This window comes from Amycolatopsis sp. NBC_01488 (genome assembly GCF_036227105.1).
Classification (GTDB): Bacteria; Actinomycetota; Actinomycetes; order Mycobacteriales; family Pseudonocardiaceae; genus Amycolatopsis.
The window spans coordinates 7,498,832-7,522,081 of record NZ_CP109434.1 but is presented as its reverse complement, the minus strand read 5'-3'; the positions used below and the strand labels follow the sequence as shown (position 1 = coordinate 7,522,081).

The following is a 23,250-nucleotide window of genomic DNA, read 5'->3' as shown; positions in this document are numbered from 1 at the left end:
ACGACCACCGGCCTTACGCTGTTCAGCATGTCCGACCGCCTGTCGTCGCCGTTCCTGCTCGCTCTGCGATCGCGTGTGCTGGTGGCCGACGGGGCGATGGGCACCGCCCTGCAGGCCCACGACCTGAGCCTCGACGACTTCGACGGCCTCGAAGGCTGCAACGAAGTCCTCAATGTCACCCGGCCGGACGTGGTCCGCTCGGTGCACCGCGGGTACCTGGAGGCGGGCGCGGACGCCGTCGAAACCAACACTTTCGGGGCCAATTTCGCCAACTTCGCCGAGTACGACATCACCGGGCGGATCTTCGAGCTGGCCGAAGCCGGCGCGCGCCTGGCCCGCGAGGCCGCCGACGAGTTCGCGACGCCGGACCGCCCTCGCTTCGTGCTCGGCTCGGTCGGCCCCGGCACGAAGCTGCCGACGCTCGGCCACGCGCCGTTCACCACGCTGCGTGACGCCTACCAGGAGGAAGTCCGCGGCCTGCTCGCCGGCGGCGTCGACGCGGTGATCGTCGAGACCACCCAGGACATCCTCCAGACCAAGGCGTCGATCATCGGCGCGAAGCGGGCGATGGCCGCCGAAGGCCGTCAGGTGCCGATCCTCGCTTCGATCACCGTCGAAACGACCGGCACGATGCTGCTCGGCACGGAGGTCGGCGCCGCGCTGGCCGCGCTGGAGCCGCTCGGCATCGACGCCATCGGGCTCAACTGCGCCACCGGACCGGCCGAGATGAGCGAGCACCTGCGGCAGCTGGCCAAGCACGCCCGGGTGCCGCTGTCGGTGATGCCGAACGCCGGCCTGCCCGAGCTGGGCCCGGACGGCGCGGTGTACCCGCTCGGCCCGGAAGCGCTGGTCGAGGCGCTCACCGGGTTCGTCCGCGAGTTCGGCGTCGGCCTGGTCGGCGGTTGCTGCGGCACCACCGACGAGCACATCCGGCAGCTCGCCGCCGCAGTGGCGGACACGCCGCCGGTGCCCCGGCGGCCGCGGCCCGAGCCCGGCGTGTCGTCGCTGTACCAGGCGGTGCCGTTCAAGCAGGACGCCAGCGTGTTGATGATCGGCGAGCGCACCAACGCCAACGGCTCCAAGGCGTTCCGGAACGCGATGCTGGAGGGTCGCTGGGACGACTGCGTCGAGATCGCCCGCGAGCAGACCCGCGACGGCGCCCACCTGCTCGACCTCTGCGTCGACTACGTCGGCCGCGACGGCACCGCGGACATGGCCGAGCTGGCCGGGCGCCTGGCCACCGCGTCCACCCTGCCGATCATGCTCGACTCCACCGAAGTCCCCGTGCTCAGCGCGGGCCTGGAGCGGCTCGGCGGCCGCTGCGCGGTCAACTCCGTCAACTACGAGGACGGCGACGGACCCGAGTCCCGCTTCACCCAGGTCATGGAGCTGGTCAGCGAGTACGGCGCCGCCGTCGTCGCCCTCACCATCGACGAAGAGGGCCAGGCGCGGACCGCGCGGAAGAAGGCCGACATCGCGTCCCGGCTGATCGCCGACATCACCGGGAAGTGGGGCGTGCGCACGTCCGACATCATCATCGACGCGCTCACCTTCACCATCGCCACCGGCCAGGAGGAGTCGCGCCGCGACGGCGTCGAGACGATCGAGGCGATCCGCGAGATCAAGCGGCGTCACCCCGAGGTCCAGACCACGCTCGGCCTGTCGAACATCTCCTTCGGCCTCAACCCGGCCGCGCGGCAGGTGCTCAACTCCGTGTTCCTGCACGAGTGTGTCCAAGCGGGCCTGGACACCGCGATCGTGCACGCGTCGAAGATCCTGCCGATGGCGCGGATCCCGGACGACCAGCGCGCGATCGCCCTCGACCTCGTCCACGACCGTCGTCGCGAAGGCTATGACCCGCTGCAGGAGCTGATGGCCCTGTTCGAGGGCGTCAGCGCCGCGTCGTCGAAGGCGTCGCGCGCCGAAGAGCTGGCCGCGCTGCCGCTGTTCGACCGCCTCGAACGCCGGATCGTCGACGGCGAGCGCACCGGCCTCACCGACGACCTCGACGCGGCCCTGGAGCAGCGGCCCGCCCTGGAGATCATCAACGACACGCTGTTGTCGGGCATGAAGACCGTCGGCGAGCTGTTCGGGTCCGGGCAGATGCAGCTGCCGTTCGTCCTGCAGTCCGCCGAAGTCATGAAGGCCGCCGTCGCGCACCTCGAGCCGCACCTGGAGTCCGGCGACGACTCGGGCAAGGGCCGGATCGTGCTGGCCACCGTCCGCGGCGACGTGCACGACATCGGCAAGAACCTCGTCGACATCATCCTGTCCAACAACGGCTACGAGGTCGTCAACCTCGGCATCAAGCAGCCGATCACGACCATCCTCGACGCCGCCGAGGAGCAGGGCGCCGACGCGATCGGGATGTCCGGGCTGCTGGTGAAGTCCACGGTGATCATGAAGGAGAACCTCCAGGAGATGAACTCCCGGGGCGTCTCCGCGCGCTGGCCGGTGCTGCTCGGCGGCGCGGCGCTCACCCGCTCCTACGTCGAGAACGACCTGTCGGAGCTGTACCTCGGCGACGTCCGCTACGCGCGGGACGCGTTCGAGGGCCTGCGGCTGATGGACGCGATCATGGCCGCCAAGCGCGGGGAATCGCCCCTCGTGGACGCCGACGCGGAGAAGAAGCGCCAGGAGCGCAAGGAACGCCGCGAACGCTCGTTGCGGATCGCCGAGGCGCGGAGAGCCCGCAAGGCCGACGAAGAAGCCCTCGAAGGGCCGCCGCCCGCGCGCTCGGACGTCGCCACCGACGTCCCGCTGCCGTCGCCGCCGTTCTGGGGTTCGCGCGTGGTCAAGGGCGTACCGCTCGCCGACTACGCCGCGATGCTCGACGAGCGCGCGACCTTCATGGGCCAGTGGGGCCTCAAGGGCGCCCGCGGGGGTGGCGGGCCGACGTACGACGAACTGGTGGAGTCCGAGGGCCGGCCACGGCTGCGGTACTGGCTCGACCGGCTGACCGCCGACGGCGTCCTGGCGCACGCGGCCGTCGTCTACGGCTACTTCCCGTGCGTCGCCGAGGGCGACGACCTGGTCGTGCTCACCGAGCCCGAACCGGACGCGCCGGAGCGGCTTCGCTTCACCTTCCCGCGCCAGCGCCGCGACCGGCGGCTCTGCCTGGCCGACTTCTACCGTCCTCGCGAGTCCGCCGAGGTCGACGTCGTCCCGTTCACCGTCGTCACCATGGGCCAGCCGATCGCCGACTACGCCAACGAGCTGTTCGCCGCCGACGCCTACCGCGACTACCTCGAGGTGCACGGCCTCGGCGTCCAGCTCACCGAGGCGCTGGCCGAGTACTGGCACTGCCGCATCCGGCAGGAGCTGACCTTCCCCGGCGGTGTGGCGGTCGCCTCAGAGGACCCGGACGACGTCGAGGACTTCTTCAAGCTCGGCTACCGTGGGGCGAGGTTCTCACTGGGCTACGGCGCCTGTCCCGATCTCGAGGACCGGGCGAAGATCGTCGCGCTGCTCGAGCCGGGCCGGATCGGCGTCAAGCTGTCCGAGGAGTACCAGCTGCACCCCGAGCAGTCGACCGACGCGATCGTCTGCCACCACCCGGAAGCCAAGTACTTCAACACCTGAGGAGACTCCACTGTGGACGGATTGGCCGCCGTGCTGTGGGACATGGACGGCACGCTCGTCGATTCCGAGAAGCTGTGGGACGTCGCGCTCTACGAGACGGCGGAATGGCTCGGTGGCAAGCTTTCCGAGGACCAGCGGATGACGCTCGTCGGGTCCAACATGGACGACACGTCGGCGTACCTGCTCGAGGTCGTCGGCCTTCCCGTGAACCCCGAGGCGATCGCTTCGACGGGCGCGGAGATCCGCCGTCGCACGGCGGGGTTGTTCGACGACGAGCTGCCGTGGCGCCCCGGTGCCCGCGAGGCGCTGACCGCGGTGCGCGAGGCCGGGTTGCGGTCGGCGCTGGTCACCTCGACCGAGCGTGTCCTCACCGAGCTGGCGCTGAACACGATCGGGCGGGACTTCTTCGACGTCACGGTGTGCGGCGACGAGGTCGACGGGCTCAACAAGCCGCATCCGCGCCCGTACCTCAAGGCGGCGGAGCTGCTCGGCGTCGCGCCGGAGGGGTGCGTGGCGGTGGAAGACTCCCCGCCGGGCACGGCGTCGGCGGTCGCGGCGGGCTGCACGGTCCTGGTCATCCCCAACGACGTCCCGGTCGAGCCGGGGGAGCGGCGCGTGTTCCGCGACTCGCTGGCCGGGGTCGACGTACCGGCGCTGACGGCGTTGCTGGGCTGATCACGTCCGTGTCGCATTTCCGCTAGCCCCGGCGCGCCGGGTCGGCGATGCTGGACGGCGTGCACGAGGACTTCGAACGGTGCGTGCGGGCCGTGCAGGGGAAGGACGCCCGCTTCGACGGGTGGTTCTACACCGCCGTCCTGACGACGAAGATCTACTGCCGGCCCAGCTGCCCGGTGGTCCCGCCGAAGCCGCAGAACATGAGCTTCTACCCCAGCGCCGCGGCCGCGCAACAGGCCGGGTTCCGCGCCTGCAAGCGCTGCCGTCCGGACGCCAGCCCGGGGTCGCCGCGGTGGAACGAGCGCGCCGACCTCGTCGCGCGGGCGATGCGGCTGATCGCCGACGGCGTCGTCGACACCGACGGCGTCAGCGGTTTCGCCGCCCGGCTCGGCTACAGCGTCCGGCAGGTCGAACGCCAGGTGTTCGCCGAGCTGGGCGCCGGGCCGCTCGCGCTGGCCAGGGCCCAGCGCGCGCAGACCGCGCGGATCCTGATCGAGACGACCACCCTGCCGATGACCGAGCTGGCGGCGGCCGCCGGGTTCGGCAGCATCCGGGCGTTCAACGACACCGTCCGCGAGGTGTTCGCCCTCTCGCCGACCGAGCTGCGGCAGCGCGCGAAGGGCAAGCCGTCGGCCGCCGCCGGGGCGATCCTGCTGCGGCTGCCCTACCGCAAGCCGCTCTGCCCGGACAACCTGTTCGGGCACCTCGTCGCCACCGGTGTGCCGGGCGTCGAGGAGTGGCGGGACGGCGCCTACCGCCGGACCCTGCGGCTCCCGCACGGCCACGGCGTCGTCGCGCTGCGCCCCGGGGACCCCGCCGCCGGCTACATCGCCTGCCGGCTCAGCCTGACCGACCTGCGGGACCTGCCGACCGCGACCAGCCGCTGCCGCCGCCTGCTGGACCTCGACGCCGACCCGGTCGCCGTCGACGACCAGCTCGCTGGCGACCCGCTGCTCGCGCCGCTGGTCGCGGCCGCGCCCGGCCGCCGGGTGCCGCGCACGGTCGACGGCGCCGAGTTCGCCGTGCGGGCGGTGCTCGGCCAGCAGGTCTCGACGGCGGCGGCCCGCACCCACGCGGCCCGGCTCGTCGTGGCCCACGGCGAACCGATCGACGACCCCGAGGGCGGCCTGACGCACCTGTTCCCGTCACCGGAGGCGTTGGCCTCGCTCGATCCCGAGACGCTCGCGATGCCGCGCACCCGCCGTCGCACGCTGCTCGGCCTGGTCGAGGCCCTGACCGGCGGGCTCGACCTCGGCGCGGGCAGCGACTGGGGTGCGACCCGGGCGGTGCTGACCGCGTTGCCCGGGTTCGGGCCGTGGACGGTCGAGAGCATCGCCATGCGCGCCCTCGGCGACCCGGACGCCTTCCTCCCCACCGACCTCGGCATCAAGTACGCCGCCGAACAGCTCGGCCTCGGCGGGCAGGCCGCCGTCGTCGCCCGGTCCGAGGCGTGGCGCCCCTGGCGCGCCTACGCCACCCAGCACCTGTGGGCCACCGGTGACCACGCGATCAACCGGATGCCCGCCGCTTAGGAGATCCCCATGCGTTCCCACACGATCGTGGCCAGCCCGTGCGGCCCGCTGACGCTGGTCGCCGAGGGTGGCGCCCTCTGCGGGCTGTACATGCACGAGCAGCGCCACCGCCCGGCCGAGCCGACGTTCGGGTCGCGCGGCGACGGCGAAGTCTTCGAGCGCACCGAGCGCCAGCTCAAGGAGTACTTCGCCGGGCAGCGGCGGGAGTTCGATCTTCCGCTGGCCTTCGGCGGGACGCCGTTCCAGCGCTCGGTGTGGTCGGCGCTGCTCGAGATCCCGTACGGCGAAACCGCGTCCTACGGCGAGCTGGCCCAGCTGCTCGGCAAGCCCGCGGCGTCCCGCGCGGTGGGCCTGGCCAACGGCAAGAACCCCATCTCGATCATCGTGCCGTGCCACCGGGTCATCGGCTCGACCGGCTCGCTGACCGGGTACGGCGGCGGCCTGGAGCGGAAGCGGTACCTGCTCGACTTCGAACGCCGTCCCAGTCCTCGGGAACGCGCGTCCACTTCGGTGTGAGATCGGCGGCACCCGGACCATCCCGGGGCGGCGCCCGCGGGCCCGGGATGGAAGGATCTGCAGACCGTGAAGACCTTCGATGAGCTGTTCGCGGAGCTTGCCGAGCGCGCGCGTACCCGTCCCGACGGGTCCGGCACCGTCGTCGCCCTGGACGCCGGGGTGCACGCCCAGGGCAAGAAGGTGCTCGAAGAAGCCGGCGAGGTGTGGATCGCCGCCGAGCACGAGTCCGACGACCGCCTCGCCGAGGAGATCTCCCAGCTGCTGTACCGGGTGCAGGTGCTGATGCTCGGCCGCGGCCTGTCGACCGAGGACGTCTACCGCTACCTGTGACGGGTCGCCGGAGAACCCGATGAACCCGAAGAACGAGGAGAAGAGCGAAATGCTGCGTGTTGCCGTGCCGAACAAGGGAGCCCTCGCCGCCGCGGCGACGGAGATGCTCGGCGAGGCGGGCTACCGGAAGCGGCATGAGCAGCGCGACCTGACCGTGCTCGACCACGTCAACGAGGTCGAGTTCTTCTTCCTGCGCCCGAAGGACATCGCGATCTACGTCGGCTCCGGTGACCTCGACCTCGGCATCACCGGCCGCGACCTCGCGCTCGACTCCGGCGCGCCGGTCGAGGAGGTCCAGGCGCTCGGCTTCGGCGGTTCGACGTTCCGCTACGCCGCCCCGGCGGGCCGGGACTGGAAGCCGGCCGACCTGCACGGAAAGCGCCTGGCGACGTCGTACCCGCGGCTGGTCCGCGACGACCTCGCGCGCCACGGCGTCGAAGCCGAGGTGATCCGCCTCGACGGCGCGGTCGAGATCTCGATCCAGCTGGGCGTGGCGGACGCGATCGCGGACGTCGTCGAGTCCGGCCGCTCGCTGCGGCAGAACAACCTGGTCGCGTTCGGCGACCCGATCTGCGTGTCGGAAGCGGTGCTGCTGCAGCGCAAGGGCTCCGGCGAGAGCAAGGCGAAGTCGCAGCTGGCGGCCCGCCTGCGCGGCGTCGTGTTCGCGCAGCAGTACATGATGCTGGACTACGACTGCCCGCGGACGCTCGTCGAGCGGGCGATCGCCATCACGCCGGGCCTGGAGTCGCCGACGGTCGCCCCGCTCGCGGACGACGACTGGGTGGCCGTGCGCGCGATGGTGTCGCGCAAGAAGGTCAACCTCATCATGGACGAGCTGGCCGAGGTGGGTGCGAAGGCGATCCTGGCGTCGGACATCCGCTCCTGCCGCCTGTGACGCCCGACCGGCGCGGGTGCTCGCCCGCGCCGGTTCAGCGCGGCCGGTGGGGCTTCTTCGGCAGCAGGTCGTAGAGCCCCTTGCGGGCGCCGTTGTCGTTGACGTTGCGGGCCACCGCCACCTCGGAGATGAAGTCCTCGAAGACGAACTCCTCGTCGGCCGGGACCACCGCGGGCGCCTGGTTCTGCTCCAGGTAGCCGTCCAGCGTCGTGGCGATTTCGCGGAACGACAGCGCCTGCAACGTCTCCGGGGCGTACGTCGTCACCGGGACGCCGTTCGCCGCCGCTTCGTTCATCACCACGCCCAGCGGCAGGTGCGAGAGCATCGGGATGCCGAACTCGTACATCTCCTGCAGCGCCGCGGCCGCGTAGTGCGAGATCGGCCGCCGGTAGAGGCTCGGCACCAGGCCGAACCAGGACAGCGGCTGCCGCCCGACCGTCTGCTCGACGTACCGGACCTGGTCGGCCAGCAGCCGCAGCGCGCGGATGCTCGTCTTGTCCGGCTGGACCGGCACCAGGATGCCGTGCGAGGCCGCCAGCGCGTTGTTCGTCAGCACGTCCAGCGCCGGCGGGCAGTCGATGACGCAGTGGTCGTAGTTGGCGAACTGGATCACCCGCGCGAGCTGCCAGCCGGGTACGCGGAACGAGTCGAGCCGCCGGATCAGGTCGAACATCCCCGGCGACGTCGGCACCACGTCCAGCGCGCCGCCCTTGCCGAGATTGCTGCGCGGGTGCGGGACGACCAGCTCCTCGATCGGGCCCTTCCACGTCTTGGCCAGCGCCTTCGCCAGGCTCGGCCGGTCCGCCGGGACCTCGGACAGGCCGAGCATCTCGGTCGTCGCGTGGCCCTGCGGGTCGAGGTCGACCAGCAGCACCCGCCGGCCCTGCTCGGCCAGTGCCGCCGCGGTGCCGACGCTCAGTGAGGTCTTGCCGACCCCGCCTTTCTGGTTGACCACCGAGGTGATCTGCATGCCGGAGCGCTCCTCAAGTCGGTCGTTCCGCGAAGGTTATTGGATGCGGGCCCGTTGTGGGTGGCTATCCGCCCCCGGCCTGTCGCGGTCGCACCATCAGTGCCTGCGCGCCGGTGGCCACCGGGCCCTCGGCGTCGTGCAGGATGCTCGTCGCCGTGCCGACGCCGTGCTTGCCGACCAGGGTGACCGCGTCGAGGCCGATCCACTCGCCCGACGGCGGCCGCCGCAGGTGCACGGTCAGCTCGGAGTTGATGAACCACCACCGGCGCGGGTCGAGGTAGTTGGACACGCCGTTGCCGGAGTCGGCGACGGCGAACAGCCGCTGCAGCCCGCTCGGCTCCTCGCCGTCGACCAGCGGGACGCGCTGGCGCGCCCAGACCGCGGCCGGGCCGGGCACGTCCATGCCGCCGCGGACCGCGCGCCACTCCACCGCGTCGAGGTAGCCGGCCTGCCAGCCCTCCGGCCACGGCGACTCCGGCACGCTGTCCGGTTTGGGCAGCAGCGGTCCGGCGTCGGTGGCGACCTCGGCCGTGTCGGACGTCGCGATCCGCCACGCCGACGCCCGGGCCACGATCCGCTCGGCGGAAGCCAGCTCGGCCTGCAGCAGCTCGACCGACCGGCCGGGCCGCTCGATCCGGGCCCGCACGGTCAGCTCGGCCACCGGCGCCGGGCCGAGGATCTCGACGGTCACCCGCCCGAGCTCCGCCGGGTGCGCCGGTTCGACGTTTTCGAGAGCCCGGACCAGCAACGCCGACGGCGGCCCGAAGTGCTGCGAGTCCGACGACCAGGGCCCGGCCGTGTGGGCGGTCGCGGAGAATCGGCCCTCGCCGAGCGGGACGTAGAAGGCATCGGCCATCAGTCGGCCCGGTCCAGCGGTGTCTCGTCGCCCGCGTCGGGCTCCGGCCAGCCGGGGTAGTCGGGCGGGGTGCCGCCGTATTCGGGGCAGCGGGCCTGGTGGTCGCACCAGGTGCACAGCTTGCTCTTGTTGGCCCGGAAGTCGCCGGTCTTGCCCGCCTTCAGGATGGCCTGCCAGATGGCTTCCAGCGTGCGCTCGAAGCGGAGCAGCTCGGCTTCGTCGGGCGTGTAGGCGAGCGACTGGCCGTCGGTGAGGTACATCAGCTTCAGCTGGCGCGGCACGATTCCGCGCAGCCGCCACAGCACCACGGCGTAGAACTTCATCTGGAACATCGCCTTGGCCTCGCCGATTTCACGCGGCGCGGCGCCGGTCTTGTAGTCCACCACCCGGATCTCGCCGGTCGGCGCGACGTCGAGGCGGTCGATGTAGCCGCGCAGCAGGACGCCGGAGCCGAGCTCGATCTCGACGTGCAGCTCGCACGCCTCCGGTTCGAGCCGCCGCGGGTCCTCCAGCTCGAAGTAGGCGTCCAGCAGCTTTTCCGCCGAGCGCAGCCAGTCCGCGTGGTCGTCCGGCTTTTCGCCGTCGAACAGCTCGGTCCACTCCGGACGGTCTTCGGACAGCTCCGTCCACGCCGGACCGAGCAGCTCCCGCGCCTGCGCGGGAACGCGCTCGGCGGCCGGCAGCGCGAACAGCCGCTCCAGCACCGAGTGGACGAGCGTGCCGCGCAGCTGGGCCTTGGTCGGCACCTCCGGCAGCCGGTCGACCGCGCGGAACCGGTAGAGCAGCGGGCACTGCTTGAAGTCGCTGGCCCGGGACGGCGACAACGCGGGCCGCCGCCGCACCTGCGTGGCGACGGCGGAGGCGGATGGTTCCGTGGTGACGGTGTCGGCGTCGGGCATGGGCAGAGCGTAACGCCGGGGTACGACAGTTCCGGCGACCGCAACGCCCGCCGCCCCGGACAGGTCCGGACAACCCGCGTACCCCGATGGACGACACGGCAGGCGGCCGTGTCGTCCGGTCGGGTACGCGGGCCGGCCGTGCGCGACACCACCCGGACCGGATCACCCGCTCCCCACACCGGGGGCTCTAGGCTCTCCCGCATGGCCGCGACCAGTGAGCAGGGCACCGGGGGCACCCGGCAGGCCGTCCTCTCGGACGGCGGCCTCGTGCTGTTCCGGGTCGCCGGCGTGCCCGTGCTGCTGGCGCCGTCCTGGTGGATCGGCTCGCTGATCGTCGTCGTGCTGTACGCGCCGCTGGTCGGCCGGCTGCTCCCGGACGCCTCGACGCTGACGTCGTGGCTGCTGGCCGGCGCGTTCGCGCTGCTGCTGGGCCTGTCGGTGCTCGCCCACGAGCTGGGGCACTGCCTGGCCGCGCTGCGGCTGGGGATCCCGGTGCGGCGGCTGCGCCTGTTCCTGCTGGGCGGCCTGTCCGAAGTGGCCCGCACGCCGAAGCGGCCGGTCCACGAAGGCCTGGTCGCCGCGGCCGGCCCGGCGGTGTCGCTGCTGCTGGGCGGGTTCTGCGGCCTGCTGATGTTCGCCGTCCCGCCGGACGGCGCGGTCTGGATGCTGGTGGCCGAGTGCGCGGTGGCGAACCTCGCCGTCGGCGTGTTCAACCTCCTGCCCGGCCTGCCCCTCGACGGCGGCCGGCTGGTCCGCGCCGGCGTCTGGGCGGCGACGGGCATGCGCGCGAAGGGCACGCGCGCCGCGGTCGCCGGCGGCGCGGTCGTGGCCGCGGGGCTGCTCGTGTGGGCGCTGTGGGGCCTGGCGACCGGGAGCCCCGACCGGTGGCTGCGGCTGGGCGTCTGCGTCGTCACGGCGTGGTTCGTGATCCTGGGCGCGCGCTCGGAGCTGGCCGCCGAAGCGCGCCGCACCTGGCCGGACGGGCTGGAGCTGGGTGAGCTGGTCCGGCCGGTGCTGCAGCTGCCCGCCGAGAGCCCGGTGTCGGACGCGCTGGCCGCGTCGGCCGGGCGGGGCGTGGTGCTGGTCCGCGCCGACGGCGTCGCGGCCGGGCTGCTCGACACGGGCGCGGCCGAGCGGCTCGCCGGCACGTCACCGCACGCGCCCGCGGAGCTCGCGGCCGAGCCGATCCGCGCCGAGACCGTGCTCCTGGCCTCGGAGCCGGGGGAGGACGTCGTCGAGCGCGTCCGCGAGACCGCGGCGTGGCAGTTCCTGGTGGTCGACGACGAAGGCCGGCCGGCGGGCGTGCTGCGCCGGGACGACCTGCGCGCCGCGCTGAACCGCCGTACCCGCTGAGACCCGCTGACTCCACGGCCCGGGCGGCCTGCGAAGATCTGTCGTCGGCCATTCGGGGTAGCAGGAGGAAGTGTTGTCGGTCAGCGGACCGTTTCGCGCGGGTGATCGGGTGCAGTTGACCGACTCGAAGGGGCGGCACTACACCCTGACGCTGGCCGACGGCGGGGAGTACCACACCCACCGCGGCGCGCTCGCCCACGACGACCTCATCGGCCGTCCCGAGGGCTCGGTGGTGATGTCCGCGGGCGGGTCGACGTACCTGGCGCTGCGCCCGCTGCTGCCGGACTACGTGCTGTCGATGCCCCGCGGCGCGCAGGTGATCTACCCGAAGGACGCCGCGCAGATCGTGATGTGGGGCGACATCTTCCCGGGCGCCCGCGTGCTCGAGGCCGGCGCCGGCTCCGGCGCGCTGACGTGCTCGCTGCTGCGCGCGGTCGGCTCCGAAGGGCACGTGAGCTCGTACGAGATCCGTGCCGACCACGCCGTGCACGCCGAGCACAACGTCGTGAAGTTCTTCGGCGAGAAGCCGGCGAACTGGTCGCTCACGGTGGCGGACCTGGCGACCCACGAGGGCGAGGTCGACCGGGTCGTGCTGGACATGCTGGCCCCGTGGGACCAGCTGCCGAACGTCGCCGCCCACCTCGTGCCGGGCGGCGTGCTGACCGTCTACGTCGCGACGGTCACGCAGCTCTCGCGCGTCACGGAGTCCCTGCGCGAGCAGCAGTGCTGGACCGAGCCCGAGTCGTGGGAAACGCTGATGCGGCCGTGGCACGTGGTGGGCCTCGCGGTGCGCCCGGACCACCGGATGGTCGCGCACACGGCGTTCCTGCTCACCGCCCGCCGGCTCGCGGACGGGACGGTGTCCCCCCGCGTGTCCCGGCGGCCGGCCAAGGGCAAGGGCTAACCGGGGACGCACCAGCGGCCGGACTCCTTGTGCAGCGGGAAGGGCGTGTCCTTCGTCCCGCCCGCGCCCTGGACGTGCACCTTCGCCGTCGCCGACTCGCCGCGCACCTCCGGCGGCTCCTTCAGTGCCGCCGTCACCGGGCCGGCCGCGTCCCACATCCGCTGCAACCTCGCCAGCGCCTCCGCGGTCTGCGGGCGGCACGTCAGCTTGCCGAACGCCGCGGAGTCGTGCGCCGTGATCGCGTCGACGATCGCGCGGGCCAGCACGGTCACCGCCGCCGTGTCGACCGCGCTCGGCGCCGCGGAGGCCGAAGCCCGGGTCGTCGCCGGGGCCGGGCTCGGCGGCGCGGACGGCGAGCCGGACGGCGCGACGAGCAGCAGTCCCAGCACCACGCCCGCACCGGCCACGCCGAGCAGCACGAGCCCGGCGGCGAGCACGCGGTTCACCGCCGGTGCGGGCTCACGAGCCGTCCGCCTTCACGTTGGACAGGCACCACAGGCCGGATTCCTTCTGGGCCGACATCGTGCCGACCTTGGTCTTGGTGCCGTCCGTGGCCGAGTAGCGCACGGTGGACTTGTCCCCGGTGTCCTGGGGCGAGCCGGTCAGCTTCACCGTGACCTTCGGGATCTGGCCGGTGGTGCCCTCGAAGACGCTCCGGCAGATGGTGTCGCCCAGTGCCTTCTCGTCGCCCGCGTTGTAGGCGTCGATCGTCGTGTCGAACAGCTCCTGCGAGCTGGCCTTGCCGGCTGGCGCGGGACCGCCGGCGGGCTTGCTCCCGGTCGTCGACGGGCGGGTGGACGACGTGCCCCCTGGCTTCGAAGCGGACGTCTTCGGCGCGGACGTCGGCGCGGCCGAGCTGCTGCTCGCGGGCGGCGCGGCAGTGGTGCTGTCGTCCTTGTTGGCGAGGATCAGCCACGTCGCGCCGCCGGCGACGACGATCGCCGCGGCGATCGCGATGCCGACGATGAGCCCGGTTTTCTTCTTCTTGGGCGGGGGAGCGTCACCGAAGCCGCCGCCCCCGTACGGGTCGTAGCCGCCGTAGTTCTGCGGCTGGCCCCAGGGGTCCGGCGGGGGCTGCTGGCCGTACTGCGGGGGGCCCTGCTGGGACTGAGGGCCCGTCTGGGGCGGGTAACCGCCCTGCTGGGGCTGCCCGTACGGGTCGGGCCGGCCGAACTGCTGGGTGCCGCCGTAGCCCGGCTGGGGCTGCGGTCCGCTCTGGGGGTAGCCGCCGGGCTGCTGGCCGTACGGCGGGGGCTGCTGCCCGTAGCCGCCGGGCTGCTGCCCGTAGCCGCCCGGTTGCTGCGGCGGGTAGGTCATGGGTGGTGCCCCCTCGCGTTCCTTCGACCGTCACCCCCGGCCCTGGAGGGGCCGACGTCGGCCCGATGCTAGCCATCGCGCGGGGCCGCCGCGCGGTTAGGGCGGAACTGGCCGGATTTGCCCGGCTCCGGCGCGGTTGACGCCCCGCGGGGGCGGGTACTCCCGACGTGCTTGGTTCGTCCCGGCCCGGTCGGGCCCGCGACGCGCCGGGGTCACGGCACCGAAATGGCCTCTTGCGCTGCGGGAATGTCCGTGCTGGACCAGGCGAAGAAACCGCGACGCGCCGATCTTGTGATGCGGAAAGGCCTTTTCTTGTCGGTGATCGCCGGTACCGTGGAATGAAAAGCACTCCGAGGAGGTGCCCGATGCATCATGACCTTCCCGGAGGTCGGCGCGAGGAGGCCGACCCTTCAGCAACATCCGGAGCTGGGACGACGGCGGACGAGCAGGCTCGGCAGATCCGTTTTCTCGAGGAGGAAGTGGCGCTGCTGCGCCGCAAACTGACCGACTCGCCACGGCAGAACCGAGTTCTCGAACAGCGGCTCGCCGAGGCCTCGGAAAGGGTGAGCCAGCTCACCGAACGCAACACCAAACTGGTCGAGACGCTGCGTGAGGCGCGAGGACAGCTCCTCGCGCTGCGTGAGGAAGTCGACCGGCTGGCCCAGCCACCGTCCGGGTACGGCGTCTTCGTCGAGGCGTACGAGGACAACACGGTGGACGTCTACACGGCCGGCCGGAAGATGCGGGTGTCGGTCTCACCCGCGGTCGAGCTCTCGTCGTTGCGCCGCGGCCAGGCGCTGCGGCTCAACGAGGCGCTCACCGTGGTCGAGGCCGGCGGCTTCGAACGCACCGGCGAGGTGTGTGCGCTGCGTGAGGTGCTCGCCGCCGACGTCGAGGGCGGCAGCCTTCGCGCGCTGGTGGTCGGGCACGCGGACGAAGAGCGGGTGGTCCTGCTCTCCGACCTGCTGGCCGAGCAGCCGCTCAAGCCGGGCGACTCGCTGCTGGTCGACTCCAAGGCCGGCTACGCGTACGAGCGCGTGCCGAAGGCGGAAGTCGAAGACCTGGTGCTGGAGGAGGTGCCCGACGTCCGCTACGAGGACATCGGTGGCCTCACCCGGCAGATCGAGCAGATCAGGGACGCGGTCGAGCTGCCGTTCCTGCACGCCGACCTGTACCAGGAGTACCAGCTGCGGCCGCCCAAGGGCGTCCTGCTCTACGGCCCGCCGGGCTGCGGCAAGACGCTCATCGCCAAGGCCGTGGCGAACTCGCTGGCCAAGAAGGTGGCCGAAGCACGGGGCGACGCGGCGGACGGGAAGTCCTACTTCCTGAACATCAAGGGCCCCGAGCTGCTCAACAAGTTCGTCGGGGAGACCGAGCGGCACATCCGCCTGATCTTCCAGCGAGCGCGGGAGAAGGCCTCCGAAGGCACCCCGGTGATCGTGTTCTTCGACGAGATGGACTCGATCTTCCGGACCCGTGGGTCGGGCGTGTCGTCCGACGTGGAAACCACGATCGTGCCGCAGCTGCTGTCGGAGATCGACGGTGTCGAAGGCCTGGAGAACGTCATCGTCATCGGCGCCTCCAACCGCGAGGACATGATCGACCCGGCGATCCTGCGGCCGGGCCGGCTCGACGTCAAGATCAAGATCGAGCGTCCGGACGCCGAAGGCGCGAAGGACATCTTCTCCAAGTACCTGGCCGAAGGCCTGCCGATCCACGCCGACGACCTCGCCGAGTTCGGCGGCGACGCCAAGGCGACGTTCGACGCGATGATCCAGCACACGGTCGAGCGGATGTACGAGGAGAGCGACGAGAACCGGTTCCTCGAGGTGACCTACGCCAACGGGGACAAGGAAGTCCTGTACTTCCGCGACTTCAACTCGGGCGCGATGATCCAGAACATCGTGGACCGGGCGAAGAAGTCGGCGATCAAGTCGGTGCTGGAGACCAAGCAGCCGGGTCTCCGCGTGCAGCACCTGCTCGACGCGATCGTCGACGAGTTCGCGGAGAACGAGGACCTGCCCAACACCACCAACCCGGACGACTGGGCCCGGATCTCCGGCAAGAAGGGCGAGCGGATCGTCTACATCCGCACGCTCGTCACCGGCAAGAACCAGGACTCGGGGCGGGCGATCGACACCGCCACGAACACCGGTCAGTACCTGTAGTTCCGAGTGCGCGATGGGGCGGCCGCTTCGGTGGCCGCCCCATCGGCGTGTCTAGCGGCCGACCGGGTCCGGCTGGGTGGTGCGGCGCGCCTTCAGCCGTCCGTGGGCGGCCAGGATGCCCAGCACCACGAGCAGCGCCCCGGCCGGCTGGTGCCAGCTGACCGGTTCGCCGAGCACGAGCACGCCGAGCAGCACCCCGACGACCGGCGTCAGGTAGGTGACCGCCGACGCGTTCGCCGCGCCCCACGCGGCGATGATGCGGACGTTCCAGACGTAGGCGAGGCCCGTCCCGAAGACGCCGAGCGCGACCATGCTCGCCACCACCGCGAGGTCCAGGTGGATCGGCGCCGTCGCGATCGCCGGGGCGAGCAGGCCGAGGATGACGGTCGCCGAGCCCGTCTGCCCGAACGCGACCACGACCGGGTCCACGCCCCGCGGCGAGACGAACCGGCGCAGGTAGACGAAACACGCGCCGTAGCACGTCGTGGCGCCGAGGCAGGCGAGCTGGGCCGTCAGCTGGTGCGAGACGTCGACGCCGTGCCACACCCCGACGATCGTGAGCACGCCCAGGAACCCGAGTGACAGGCCGAGCACGCGCGGCGGCGTGAACCGCTCCCCGGGCAGCGCCGCGGCGGCCAGCAGCATCGTGACGAGCGGCGTCGTCGCGTTGAAGATGCTGGCCAGACCGGACGAAATGTACTGTTCCGCCCACGAGAACAGCAGGAACGGAAACACGCACAGCAGCACCGACACGACCGCGAGATGGCCCCACAGCACGGGATCCCGGGGCAGCGGGCGCCGCCGCAGCACCAGCACCACCGCGAGGGCGAGCGCGCCCAGCGCGACCCGCGCCAGGGCGATCTGAGCGGGGGAGAGCCCGTTCAGCCCCACCTTGATGAACAGGAACTCGCACCCCAGACGACGGCCAGCAGCGCGAACCGCACCGTGACGCCGAACCCCGTTGCTCCGAACCGCATGCGCGCAGTCAAGCGGGCACGCCCGCCGCGAAGCCAGCGGTTTTCGGACCTCTTGACTGCGTATAACGACCTATACCCACCGGGATAGGATGCCCCCATGACCTGGGGGAACGAGCCGTGGCGGGGAGCGATCGAGCACGTCGCGAGCCGCGTGGCGGGGCCGCCGCTGCCCGACGGCCTGGCCGTCACCGTCCACTTCCACCCGGACCGCCTGGTCGGGGCGGTGCCGTTGCTGCGGCACCTCGTCACGGACGGCGTCTACCGCTCGCAGTTCGAGACGGGCACGAGCAACGGCGGCCTCACCGCGCACGCCGGGGGAGACCGCTGGCGCTGGGAGCACCGCATGTTCGGCGGCACCTACGACGACCTCCCGCCGTCGGCACGGCCCAAATACGGCTCACTCGACCACCGCCGCCGCCCCGGGGGCGGCTCCGTCCGGTTCGGCTCGTCCCACCTGCGGCTGAAGCGGGAAGTGCTGACACGGACGACGTTCTGCTACCCGGACAGCTCCGCCGAGCCGGAAGACTTCGGCACCCTCGAGCACATGCCGTTGCTGCGGCTCGCCGAAGCGGACGTGCGGGACGAGCTCGACGACCACATCGAAGCCCACGTCCACGGCCCGCTCCGGCTCGCGACCGACGTCGAGGCGCTCGTGCTCGACCCGGCGTTCCGCGGCACCGACGTCGAGGCGGCGGCCGCCGAGCTGCCGTTTCCCACGTTCTGGCACCACGGGTTCCGGCTGCCGGTCGAAATCCTGGCCGAGCACGCCGGCTTCCGGGGTGAAGACGCCGTGCGGGCCGGGAAGGAGATCGCCGAGGGCGGCTGGCTCGACGCCCGCGTCATCGGCGACGCCGTCCGCGCCGGCCGCCACGACCCCCAGGTGCTCAAGCGCGTCTGGCACTGCACCGCGCGGTTCGGCCTACGCGGCGACGCCGGCGGGTAGCAGCGCTTCGGCCAGCCGGCGCCAGTGCGGCATGGCCGAAGTACCCCGTTCGACCCCGATCACCTGGATCCCGACGTGGTCGGCACCCGCGTCGAGGTGGGCGCGCAGCCTGCCGGTGATCGTCTCCAGGTCGCCCCAGAGCACGAGGTCGTCGACGAGCCGGTTGCTGCCGCGGCCGCCGTCGATGTCCGCTTCGCTGTAGCCGAGCCGCCGGAACTTGGCGACGTTGTACTTCGACGTGAGGTACGTGTGCAGGTGGGTGCGGGCGATTTCCCGCGCCCGGGCCGGGTCGGTTTCGAAGAGCACGGCGTGCTCGACGCCGAGGAACGGGCCGGCGCCCAGGATTTCCCGCGCCTGGGCGGTGTGCTCGGGTGTCACGTGGTAGGTGTGCGCGCCCGCCGACCGGTCTCGGGCCAGCGCCAGCATCTTCGGGCCGTACGCGGCGAGCAGGCGCCGGACCGGCGCCCGCGGCTCGGGATTGACCCTCGCGACGGCGTCCAGAGCGTCGAGGTAGTCGTTCATCGCCGGAAGCGGCTTGGCGCCGGGCTTCCCGGCTCCGAAGCCGAGCCCGAGCAGGTGGCGGTCGGGGTAGGCGTCGGCCAGCAGCAGGGCTGCGCCGAAGGTCCACTGCGGTGCCCGCGACCAGATCTGCGCGATCCCGTTGACGACGGTGAGGCGCTCGGTGGCCGACAGCAGGAACCCGGCGTGGGTCAGGGCTTCGCGGCCCTCGCTCTCCGGGATCCACACGGCGGGCCAGCCGAGTTCTTCCAGCTCCTGCACGGAGTCGCGGATCAGGCCGGCCGGCTGGTCCTCGAAGTCGAACGTCCAGATCCCGTAGCGGCCGAGCCGCATGCCCTCGAGCGTGTACATGGATCGAAGTATCGCAGAATCACGATATGAGTCAACCGGCTGCTCGCCACCGCAGGGGAGGGGAGAGATCAGAGTTCGTGGCCGAGCGCGGCCACGAACTCCGCGATCCGCGCTTCGTCGCGCTTGTAGTGCGTCCACTTGCCGACGCGGGTCGCGCGCACCAGGCCGGCCCGCTGCAGCGACGCCATGTAGGCCGACACGGTCGACTGCGCGAGGCCCAGCTTCTCCTGGATGTGGCTGACGCACACGCCGACCGCCACCGGGTCGGCGATGGCCCGCTCCACCGGGAAGTGCCGCTCGGGCTCCCGCAGCCACCGCAGCACCTGCAGCCGCACGGGGTTCGCGAGCGCCTTGAACACGTCGAGCAGCTGCTCGACGTCCGGCTGGGATTCGGTGCGTGTCGTCATGGCTGAAGCCGAGTATATCGACGTATAACGACCTATACTCACCGGCTGTGAGCGAAGAACACGCCCGGCCGCGCGCGCCGATCACCGAGTCCGACGTCCTGGCCTGGCTGGAGACGACGGCGGCCGCCGTCCAGTCGGGGGAGGTGAGCGCCCAGGAGCTCATCGACATCCTGGGTGAGCTGCGCCGCGCGTCCGCTGCCTGCGCCGACGCGTCCGACTGGGCGCTGCTGGCCGCCCGGGAAGGCGGCGCGAGCCTCCGGCAGATCGCGCCCGTGTTCGGCAAGGGGTACGTCCGAGCCCCGGCCGCGCGCCTGGAGAAGCTGCACCGCCAGGCGCAGAACGCCGACCAGTGGCTGGCCATCCTCCGCCACAAGCAGACGGCGTGAGCGCGCCCGTGGACCGCGTCGCGCTCGGCCTCGCCGCGCTGGGCCGCCCCGCCTACATCAACCTGGGCCGCGACGGCGCGCTGCCGCCGGAGCGGGACGTCGAGTCGATGCGTGCGGCGACTTTCGCGGTGCTCGACGACGCCTACGCCGCGGGGGTGCGGCACGTCGACGTCGCCCGGTCCTACGGGCGCTCGGAGGAGTTCCTGGCCGGCTGGCTCGCCGAACGTGCGCACGCCGACGTCGAGGTGTCGAGCAAGTGGGGCTACGCGTACGTGGGGGACTGGCGGCTCGACGCCGACGTGCACGAGGTGAAGGAGCACTCGGCGGCGCGGTTCGCCGCGCAGTGGGCGGAAACCCTGGCGCTGCTGGGGGATCGGGTCGGGCTGTACCAGGTGCATTCGCTCACTGTGGACAGTCCCTTGTTCACCGACGAGCCGCTGATCGAAGCGCTGGCCGAGCTGGCCGCCAACGGCGTCGCGGTCGGGTTCTCGACGTCCGGGCCCGCCCAGGCGGACGCGATCGAGCGCGCGTTCGCGCTGGAAGTGGCCGGGCGGCCGGTGTTCTCGGCGGTGCAGTCGACGTGGAACGTCTTGGAACCGTCCGCCGGGCCGGCGCTCGCCGCGGCGCACGCGGCCGGGAAGCGCGTGCTGGTCAAGGAAACCCTGGCCAACGGCCGGCTCGCGGTCGAGGCGCCGAAGACCGTCCGCGACATCGCGGCGGCGCACGGCACCGGGCCGGACGCGGTCGCCGTCGCGGCGGTGCTGGCGCTGGACTGGGCCGACCGGGCGGTGCTCGGCCCGGCGAGCCCGGCCCAGCTCGAGGCGAACCTGCGGGCGACGACGCTGGAACTGGGCGACGCGGACCGGGACGCGCTGGCCGGGCTGGCGGAAGAACCCGCAGCGTACTGGCGACACCGGTCCTCCTTGGCGTGGGACTGAGCGGCTGCACTACCCTTCGCAGGCACCAGCGGACGACAGGAGGCCGGAGCAAGTGCGTCATCGGCAGGTGGTCGCCCTGGCCGCGGTCGCGTTGGCGGGTCTCACGGCCTGCGACGGTCCCGACCCGAACAACCTCGAGACGTACTACGACGATCCGGTTCCCACGTCTTCGGCCCCGGTCGCTACGGAAGCTCCCGTGAGCCCGGCGAAGGCCGCCCCGGTCACGCCGGCCGCACCCGATCTCGGACTGCTCGCCGAGCGGGCGCTGCTGTCCGATGCCGACGTCGCCGAAGAAGGCGTGCAGCAGGGTTCGGGCGAGGCTTCGGGGTGCCTCGCCGACGTCACGTCGGCGAGCAGCCGGACCGCGAGCTGGCGCTACCCCAGCGGTTCGATGCTGCGCCACCGCGTGGCGGCGTACCCGGACGCGTCGGCCGCGGAGGTCGTCGCGGAGGCGGACTGCGCGGGCAAGACGGTGAGCGTCCCGGCGCAGGCCGGGGTGGACCGCCAGCGAGCCTGGTGCGAAGGCAAGACCTGCACGGTGTTGCTGGCGAAGGGAAAGCTCGTCTCCGGGCTGACCGTCTCGGCGAGCACCGAGACGCGAGCCGTGGACGCGGCGAAGCGGCTGCTACCCGCCATGACCGCGAAGCTCACCGCTCAGCCGTAGCGGCGAAACCACTCCTGGGCGCCTTCGCGGCCGTCGGGGATGAAGGGCAGCTCGGGCGCGGGGTCGTCGACCCAGGCCCGGAGGTCTTCCAGCGGGATCCAGCGGCCTTCGACGATCTCTTCGGCCTGGTGGCGGATCGGGCCGTCCCAGCGGACCTCGAAGGCGAAGTTGTGGCAGCGGTTGCGGCCGTCGTCGTAGACCTTGGTGAACAGCGGGACGAGTTCCACCCCCGTGGACGCCGAGCTCTTCGGCCAGCTCCCGGCGGGCGCACTCGGCCGGGGTCTCGCCCGCCGCGACGACGCCCCCCGCCCAGCAGTCCCAGGTCGACGGGAACACGTCCTTCACCGCGGTGCGCAGGTGCACGTAGACGGCCTTCCCGTCACCCGAACGGACCAGCACGACGCCGACGGCGTGCCACCGGGCCCCGGCGCGGACCCGGCCGCGGGTGGTCGTGCCGACGACGGAGCCGCCCTGGTCATAGAGCGCAACGAGTTCGTCACTGCCTGGCATGGGTGCATCGTTCCACTAGGAGGACCCCGTAGGGTGGTGGACATGCGGCGGATCATGGGAACCGAAGTCGAGTACGGCATCTCCGTGCCGGGCGACGCGACGGCGAACCCGGTACTCACCTCCACCCAGGTCGTGCTGGCCTACGCGGCGGCGGCCGACATCCCGCGCGCCCGGCGGGCGCGGTGGGACTACGAGGTCGAGTCCCCGCTGCGCGACGCGCGCGGGTTCGACCTGACCGGTCCCGGCGGCCCGGGGCACGACCCGGACGTCGAGGACCTCGGCGCGGCCAACGTCATCCTGACCAACGGCGCGCGGCTGTACGTCGACCACGCGCACCCGGAGTACTCGGCGCCCGAGGTGACGAACGCGCGCGACGCCGTCATCTGGGACAAGGCGGGCGAGCGGGTGATGGAGGAGGCCGCGCTCAAGGCGGCGTCCGTCCCGGGCCAGCCACAGCTGCAGCTGTACAAGAACAACGTCGACGGCAAGGGCGCGAGCTACGGCACGCACGAGAACTACCTGTGCGCGCGGTCGACGCCGTTCACCGCGATCATCGCCGGGCTGACCCCGTTCTTCGTGTCGCGGCAGGTGGTGACCGGCTCCGGGCGCGTCGGCATCGGCCAGCAGAGCGAGGAAGCCGGGTTCCAGCTCTCCCAGCGTGCGGACTACATCGAGGTCGAGGTCGGCCTGGAGACGACGCTGAAGCGCGGGATCATCAACACCCGCGACGAGCCGCACGCGGACGCGGACAAGTACCGCCGGCTGCACGTCATCATCGGGGACGCGAACATGTCGGAGTACTCGACGTACCTCAAGGTCGGGACGACGGCGCTGGTGCTGGACCTGATCGAGTCGGGCATCCGGTTCGACGACCTGAAGCTGGACGAGCCGGTGCGCGCGGTGCACCAGATCAGCCACGACCCGACGCTGAAGGCGCAGGTGGCGCTGGCGAACGGGAAGAAGTACACCGCGCTGGACCTGCAGTTCGCCTACCACGAGATCGCCTCGCAGAACCTGGAGCGCACGGGCGCGGACCAGGCGTCGAAGGAGGTCCTGCGGGTCTGGGGCGAGGTCCTGGACGCGCTGGCGCGCGACCCGCAGGAGTGCGCGGACCGGCTGGACTGGCCGGCGAAGCTGCGCCTGCTGGAGGGCTACCGCCAGCGGGACAACCTGGCCTGGGGCGCGCCGCGGCTGCGCCTGGTCGACCTGCAGTATTCGGACGTGCGGCTGGCGAAGGGCCTGTACAACCGGCTCGTCACGCGCGGCTCGATGAAGCGCCTGGTGTCGGAGGACGAGGTGCTGGCCGCGGTGACGACGCCGCCGTCGGACACGCGGGCCTACTTCCGGGGCCGGGCGCTGGAGAAGTACGCGACGTCGATCGCGGCGGCGTCCTGGGATTCGGTCATCTTCGACGTGGGCAAGGAGTCGCTGGTGCGGATCCCGACCCTGGAGCCCCTGCGCGGGACGAAGGCGCACGTCGGCAAGCTGCTGGACGAGTCGGCGACGGCGGAGGACCTGGTGGAGGCGCTCACCGGTTCGGACTAGGCGGGACGCACCA

21 protein-coding genes and 2 pseudogenes are annotated in these 23,250 nt (G+C 72.2%); 14 read left to right on the top strand and 9 right to left on the bottom strand.

Features of this window, described 5'->3' with window-relative positions; genetic code table 11:
- The first annotated feature begins 27 nt into the window (after positions 1–27).
- The 6 genes from metH (at position 28) to hisG (ending at position 7,530) form a co-directional block, all read left to right on the top strand.
- Complete coding sequence (metH, locus tag OG738_RS35420) at positions 28–3,582, top strand: methionine synthase (protein WP_329047510.1); 3,555 nt, start codon at positions 28–30, stop codon at positions 3,580–3,582.
- A 42-nt stretch (positions 3,583–3,624) separates the two neighbouring features.
- The gene (locus OG738_RS35415; RefSeq protein ID WP_442875967.1) at positions 3,625–4,257 is read left to right on the top strand and encodes an HAD family hydrolase; all 633 of its coding nucleotides are present in this window, start codon (positions 3,625–3,627) and stop codon (positions 4,255–4,257) included.
- Between the two features lie 59 nt (positions 4,258–4,316).
- Entirely contained in the window at positions 4,317–5,789 is a 1,473-nt protein-coding gene (locus tag OG738_RS35410; protein WP_329047508.1) for an AlkA N-terminal domain-containing protein, read from the top strand.
- Positions 5,790–5,798: 9 nt separating this feature from the next.
- Positions 5,799–6,305, top strand: coding sequence for a methylated-DNA--[protein]-cysteine S-methyltransferase (locus OG738_RS35405; RefSeq protein WP_329047507.1), 507 nt, complete (start codon positions 5,799–5,801; stop codon positions 6,303–6,305).
- A gap of 66 nt (positions 6,306–6,371) precedes the next feature.
- Positions 6,372–6,635, top strand: coding sequence for a phosphoribosyl-ATP diphosphatase (locus OG738_RS35400; protein WP_086681128.1), 264 nt, complete (start codon positions 6,372–6,374; stop codon positions 6,633–6,635).
- 49 nt (positions 6,636–6,684) lie between these two features.
- Entirely contained in the window at positions 6,685–7,530 is an 846-nt protein-coding gene (hisG, locus tag OG738_RS35395) for an ATP phosphoribosyltransferase (protein ID WP_329056933.1), read from the top strand.
- A 34-nt stretch (positions 7,531–7,564) separates the two neighbouring features.
- On the opposite strand, the gene OG738_RS35390 is transcribed toward hisG, so the two are convergent.
- The 3 genes from OG738_RS35390 to OG738_RS35380 form a co-directional block, all read right to left on the bottom strand.
- The gene (locus OG738_RS35390; RefSeq protein ID WP_329047506.1) at positions 7,565–8,500 is read right to left on the bottom strand and encodes a ParA family protein; all 936 of its coding nucleotides are present in this window, start codon (positions 8,498–8,500) and stop codon (positions 7,565–7,567) included.
- A 64-nt stretch (positions 8,501–8,564) separates the two neighbouring features.
- On the bottom strand, positions 8,565–9,356 hold the full coding sequence (locus tag OG738_RS35385) for a thioesterase family protein (RefSeq protein WP_329047504.1): 792 nt from the start codon (positions 9,354–9,356) through the stop codon (positions 8,565–8,567).
- Positions 9,356–10,255: a RecB family exonuclease gene (locus OG738_RS35380; RefSeq protein ID WP_329047503.1), complete on the bottom strand. Its 900-nt coding sequence runs from the start codon at positions 10,253–10,255 to the stop codon at positions 9,356–9,358. Before OG738_RS35380 ends, OG738_RS35385 begins: the two co-directional genes overlap by 1 nt.
- A gap of 201 nt (positions 10,256–10,456) precedes the next feature.
- Here OG738_RS35380 and OG738_RS35375 point away from each other — a divergent pair, with 201 nt between their 5' ends.
- Positions 10,457–11,608 (top strand): site-2 protease family protein, encoded by a 1,152-nt coding sequence (locus OG738_RS35375; protein ID WP_329047502.1) that lies wholly within the window; start codon positions 10,457–10,459, stop codon positions 11,606–11,608.
- Positions 11,609–11,681: 73 nt separating this feature from the next.
- The gene (locus tag OG738_RS35370; RefSeq protein ID WP_329047501.1) at positions 11,682–12,512 is read left to right on the top strand and encodes a tRNA (adenine-N1)-methyltransferase; all 831 of its coding nucleotides are present in this window, start codon (positions 11,682–11,684) and stop codon (positions 12,510–12,512) included.
- Here OG738_RS35370 and OG738_RS35365 read toward each other — a convergent pair.
- Together OG738_RS35365 and OG738_RS35360 are read right to left on the bottom strand one after the other, a co-directional pair.
- The gene (locus tag OG738_RS35365; RefSeq protein ID WP_329047500.1) at positions 12,509–12,958 is read right to left on the bottom strand and encodes a hypothetical protein; all 450 of its coding nucleotides are present in this window, start codon (positions 12,956–12,958) and stop codon (positions 12,509–12,511) included. The genes OG738_RS35370 and OG738_RS35365 overlap by 4 nt on opposite strands.
- Before the next feature lie 13 nt (positions 12,959–12,971).
- Positions 12,972–13,829, bottom strand: a complete 858-nt coding sequence (locus OG738_RS35360; RefSeq protein WP_329047499.1) for a hypothetical protein — start codon at positions 13,827–13,829, stop codon at positions 12,972–12,974.
- 365 nt (positions 13,830–14,194) lie between these two features.
- Here OG738_RS35360 and arc point away from each other — a divergent pair, with 365 nt between their 5' ends.
- Complete coding sequence (gene arc, locus OG738_RS35355) at positions 14,195–15,997, top strand: proteasome ATPase (RefSeq protein WP_285451603.1); 1,803 nt, start codon at positions 14,195–14,197, stop codon at positions 15,995–15,997.
- A gap of 51 nt (positions 15,998–16,048) precedes the next feature.
- On the opposite strand, the pseudogene OG738_RS35350 reads toward arc, so the two are convergent.
- Positions 16,049–16,974: pseudogene (locus OG738_RS35350) on the bottom strand (DMT family transporter).
- A gap of 97 nt (positions 16,975–17,071) precedes the next feature.
- Between OG738_RS35350 and OG738_RS35345 the strand changes: the two are divergent.
- Complete coding sequence (locus OG738_RS35345; protein WP_329047497.1) at positions 17,072–17,917, top strand: DUF3626 domain-containing protein; 846 nt, start codon at positions 17,072–17,074, stop codon at positions 17,915–17,917.
- On the opposite strand, the gene OG738_RS35340 is transcribed toward OG738_RS35345, so the two are convergent.
- Entirely contained in the window at positions 17,894–18,769 is an 876-nt protein-coding gene (locus tag OG738_RS35340) for a TIGR03620 family F420-dependent LLM class oxidoreductase (protein ID WP_329056932.1), read from the bottom strand. The genes OG738_RS35345 and OG738_RS35340 overlap by 24 nt on opposite strands.
- Before the next feature lie 86 nt (positions 18,770–18,855).
- The gene (locus tag OG738_RS35335) at positions 18,856–19,194 is read right to left on the bottom strand and encodes an ArsR/SmtB family transcription factor (protein WP_329047496.1); all 339 of its coding nucleotides are present in this window, start codon (positions 19,192–19,194) and stop codon (positions 18,856–18,858) included.
- 47 nt (positions 19,195–19,241) lie between these two features.
- On the opposite strand from OG738_RS35335, the gene OG738_RS35330 reads away from it, so the two are divergent.
- Genes OG738_RS35330 through OG738_RS35320 form a run of 3 tightly spaced genes read left to right on the top strand, consistent with a single transcriptional unit; the run spans position 19,242 to position 21,182 of the window.
- Complete coding sequence (locus OG738_RS35330; protein ID WP_329047495.1) at positions 19,242–19,580, top strand: hypothetical protein; 339 nt, start codon at positions 19,242–19,244, stop codon at positions 19,578–19,580.
- A complete protein-coding gene (locus OG738_RS35325) occupies positions 19,577–20,518 on the top strand; it encodes an aldo/keto reductase (RefSeq protein WP_329047494.1) in 942 nt (313 codons plus the stop codon). The genes OG738_RS35330 and OG738_RS35325 overlap by 4 nt, the downstream gene beginning before the upstream one ends.
- 52 nt (positions 20,519–20,570) lie before the next feature.
- Entirely contained in the window at positions 20,571–21,182 is a 612-nt protein-coding gene (locus OG738_RS35320) for a hypothetical protein (RefSeq protein WP_329047493.1), read from the top strand.
- On the opposite strand, the pseudogene OG738_RS35315 reads toward OG738_RS35320, so the two are convergent.
- Positions 21,173–21,692: pseudogene (locus OG738_RS35315) on the bottom strand (NUDIX domain-containing protein). The gene OG738_RS35320 and the pseudogene OG738_RS35315 overlap by 10 nt on opposite strands.
- A 42-nt stretch (positions 21,693–21,734) precedes the next feature.
- Between OG738_RS35315 and dop the strand changes: the two are divergent.
- Positions 21,735–23,237, top strand: a complete 1,503-nt coding sequence (gene dop / locus OG738_RS35310; protein WP_329047492.1) for a depupylase/deamidase Dop — start codon at positions 21,735–21,737, stop codon at positions 23,235–23,237.
- The last annotated feature ends 13 nt before the right edge of the window (positions 23,238–23,250 follow it).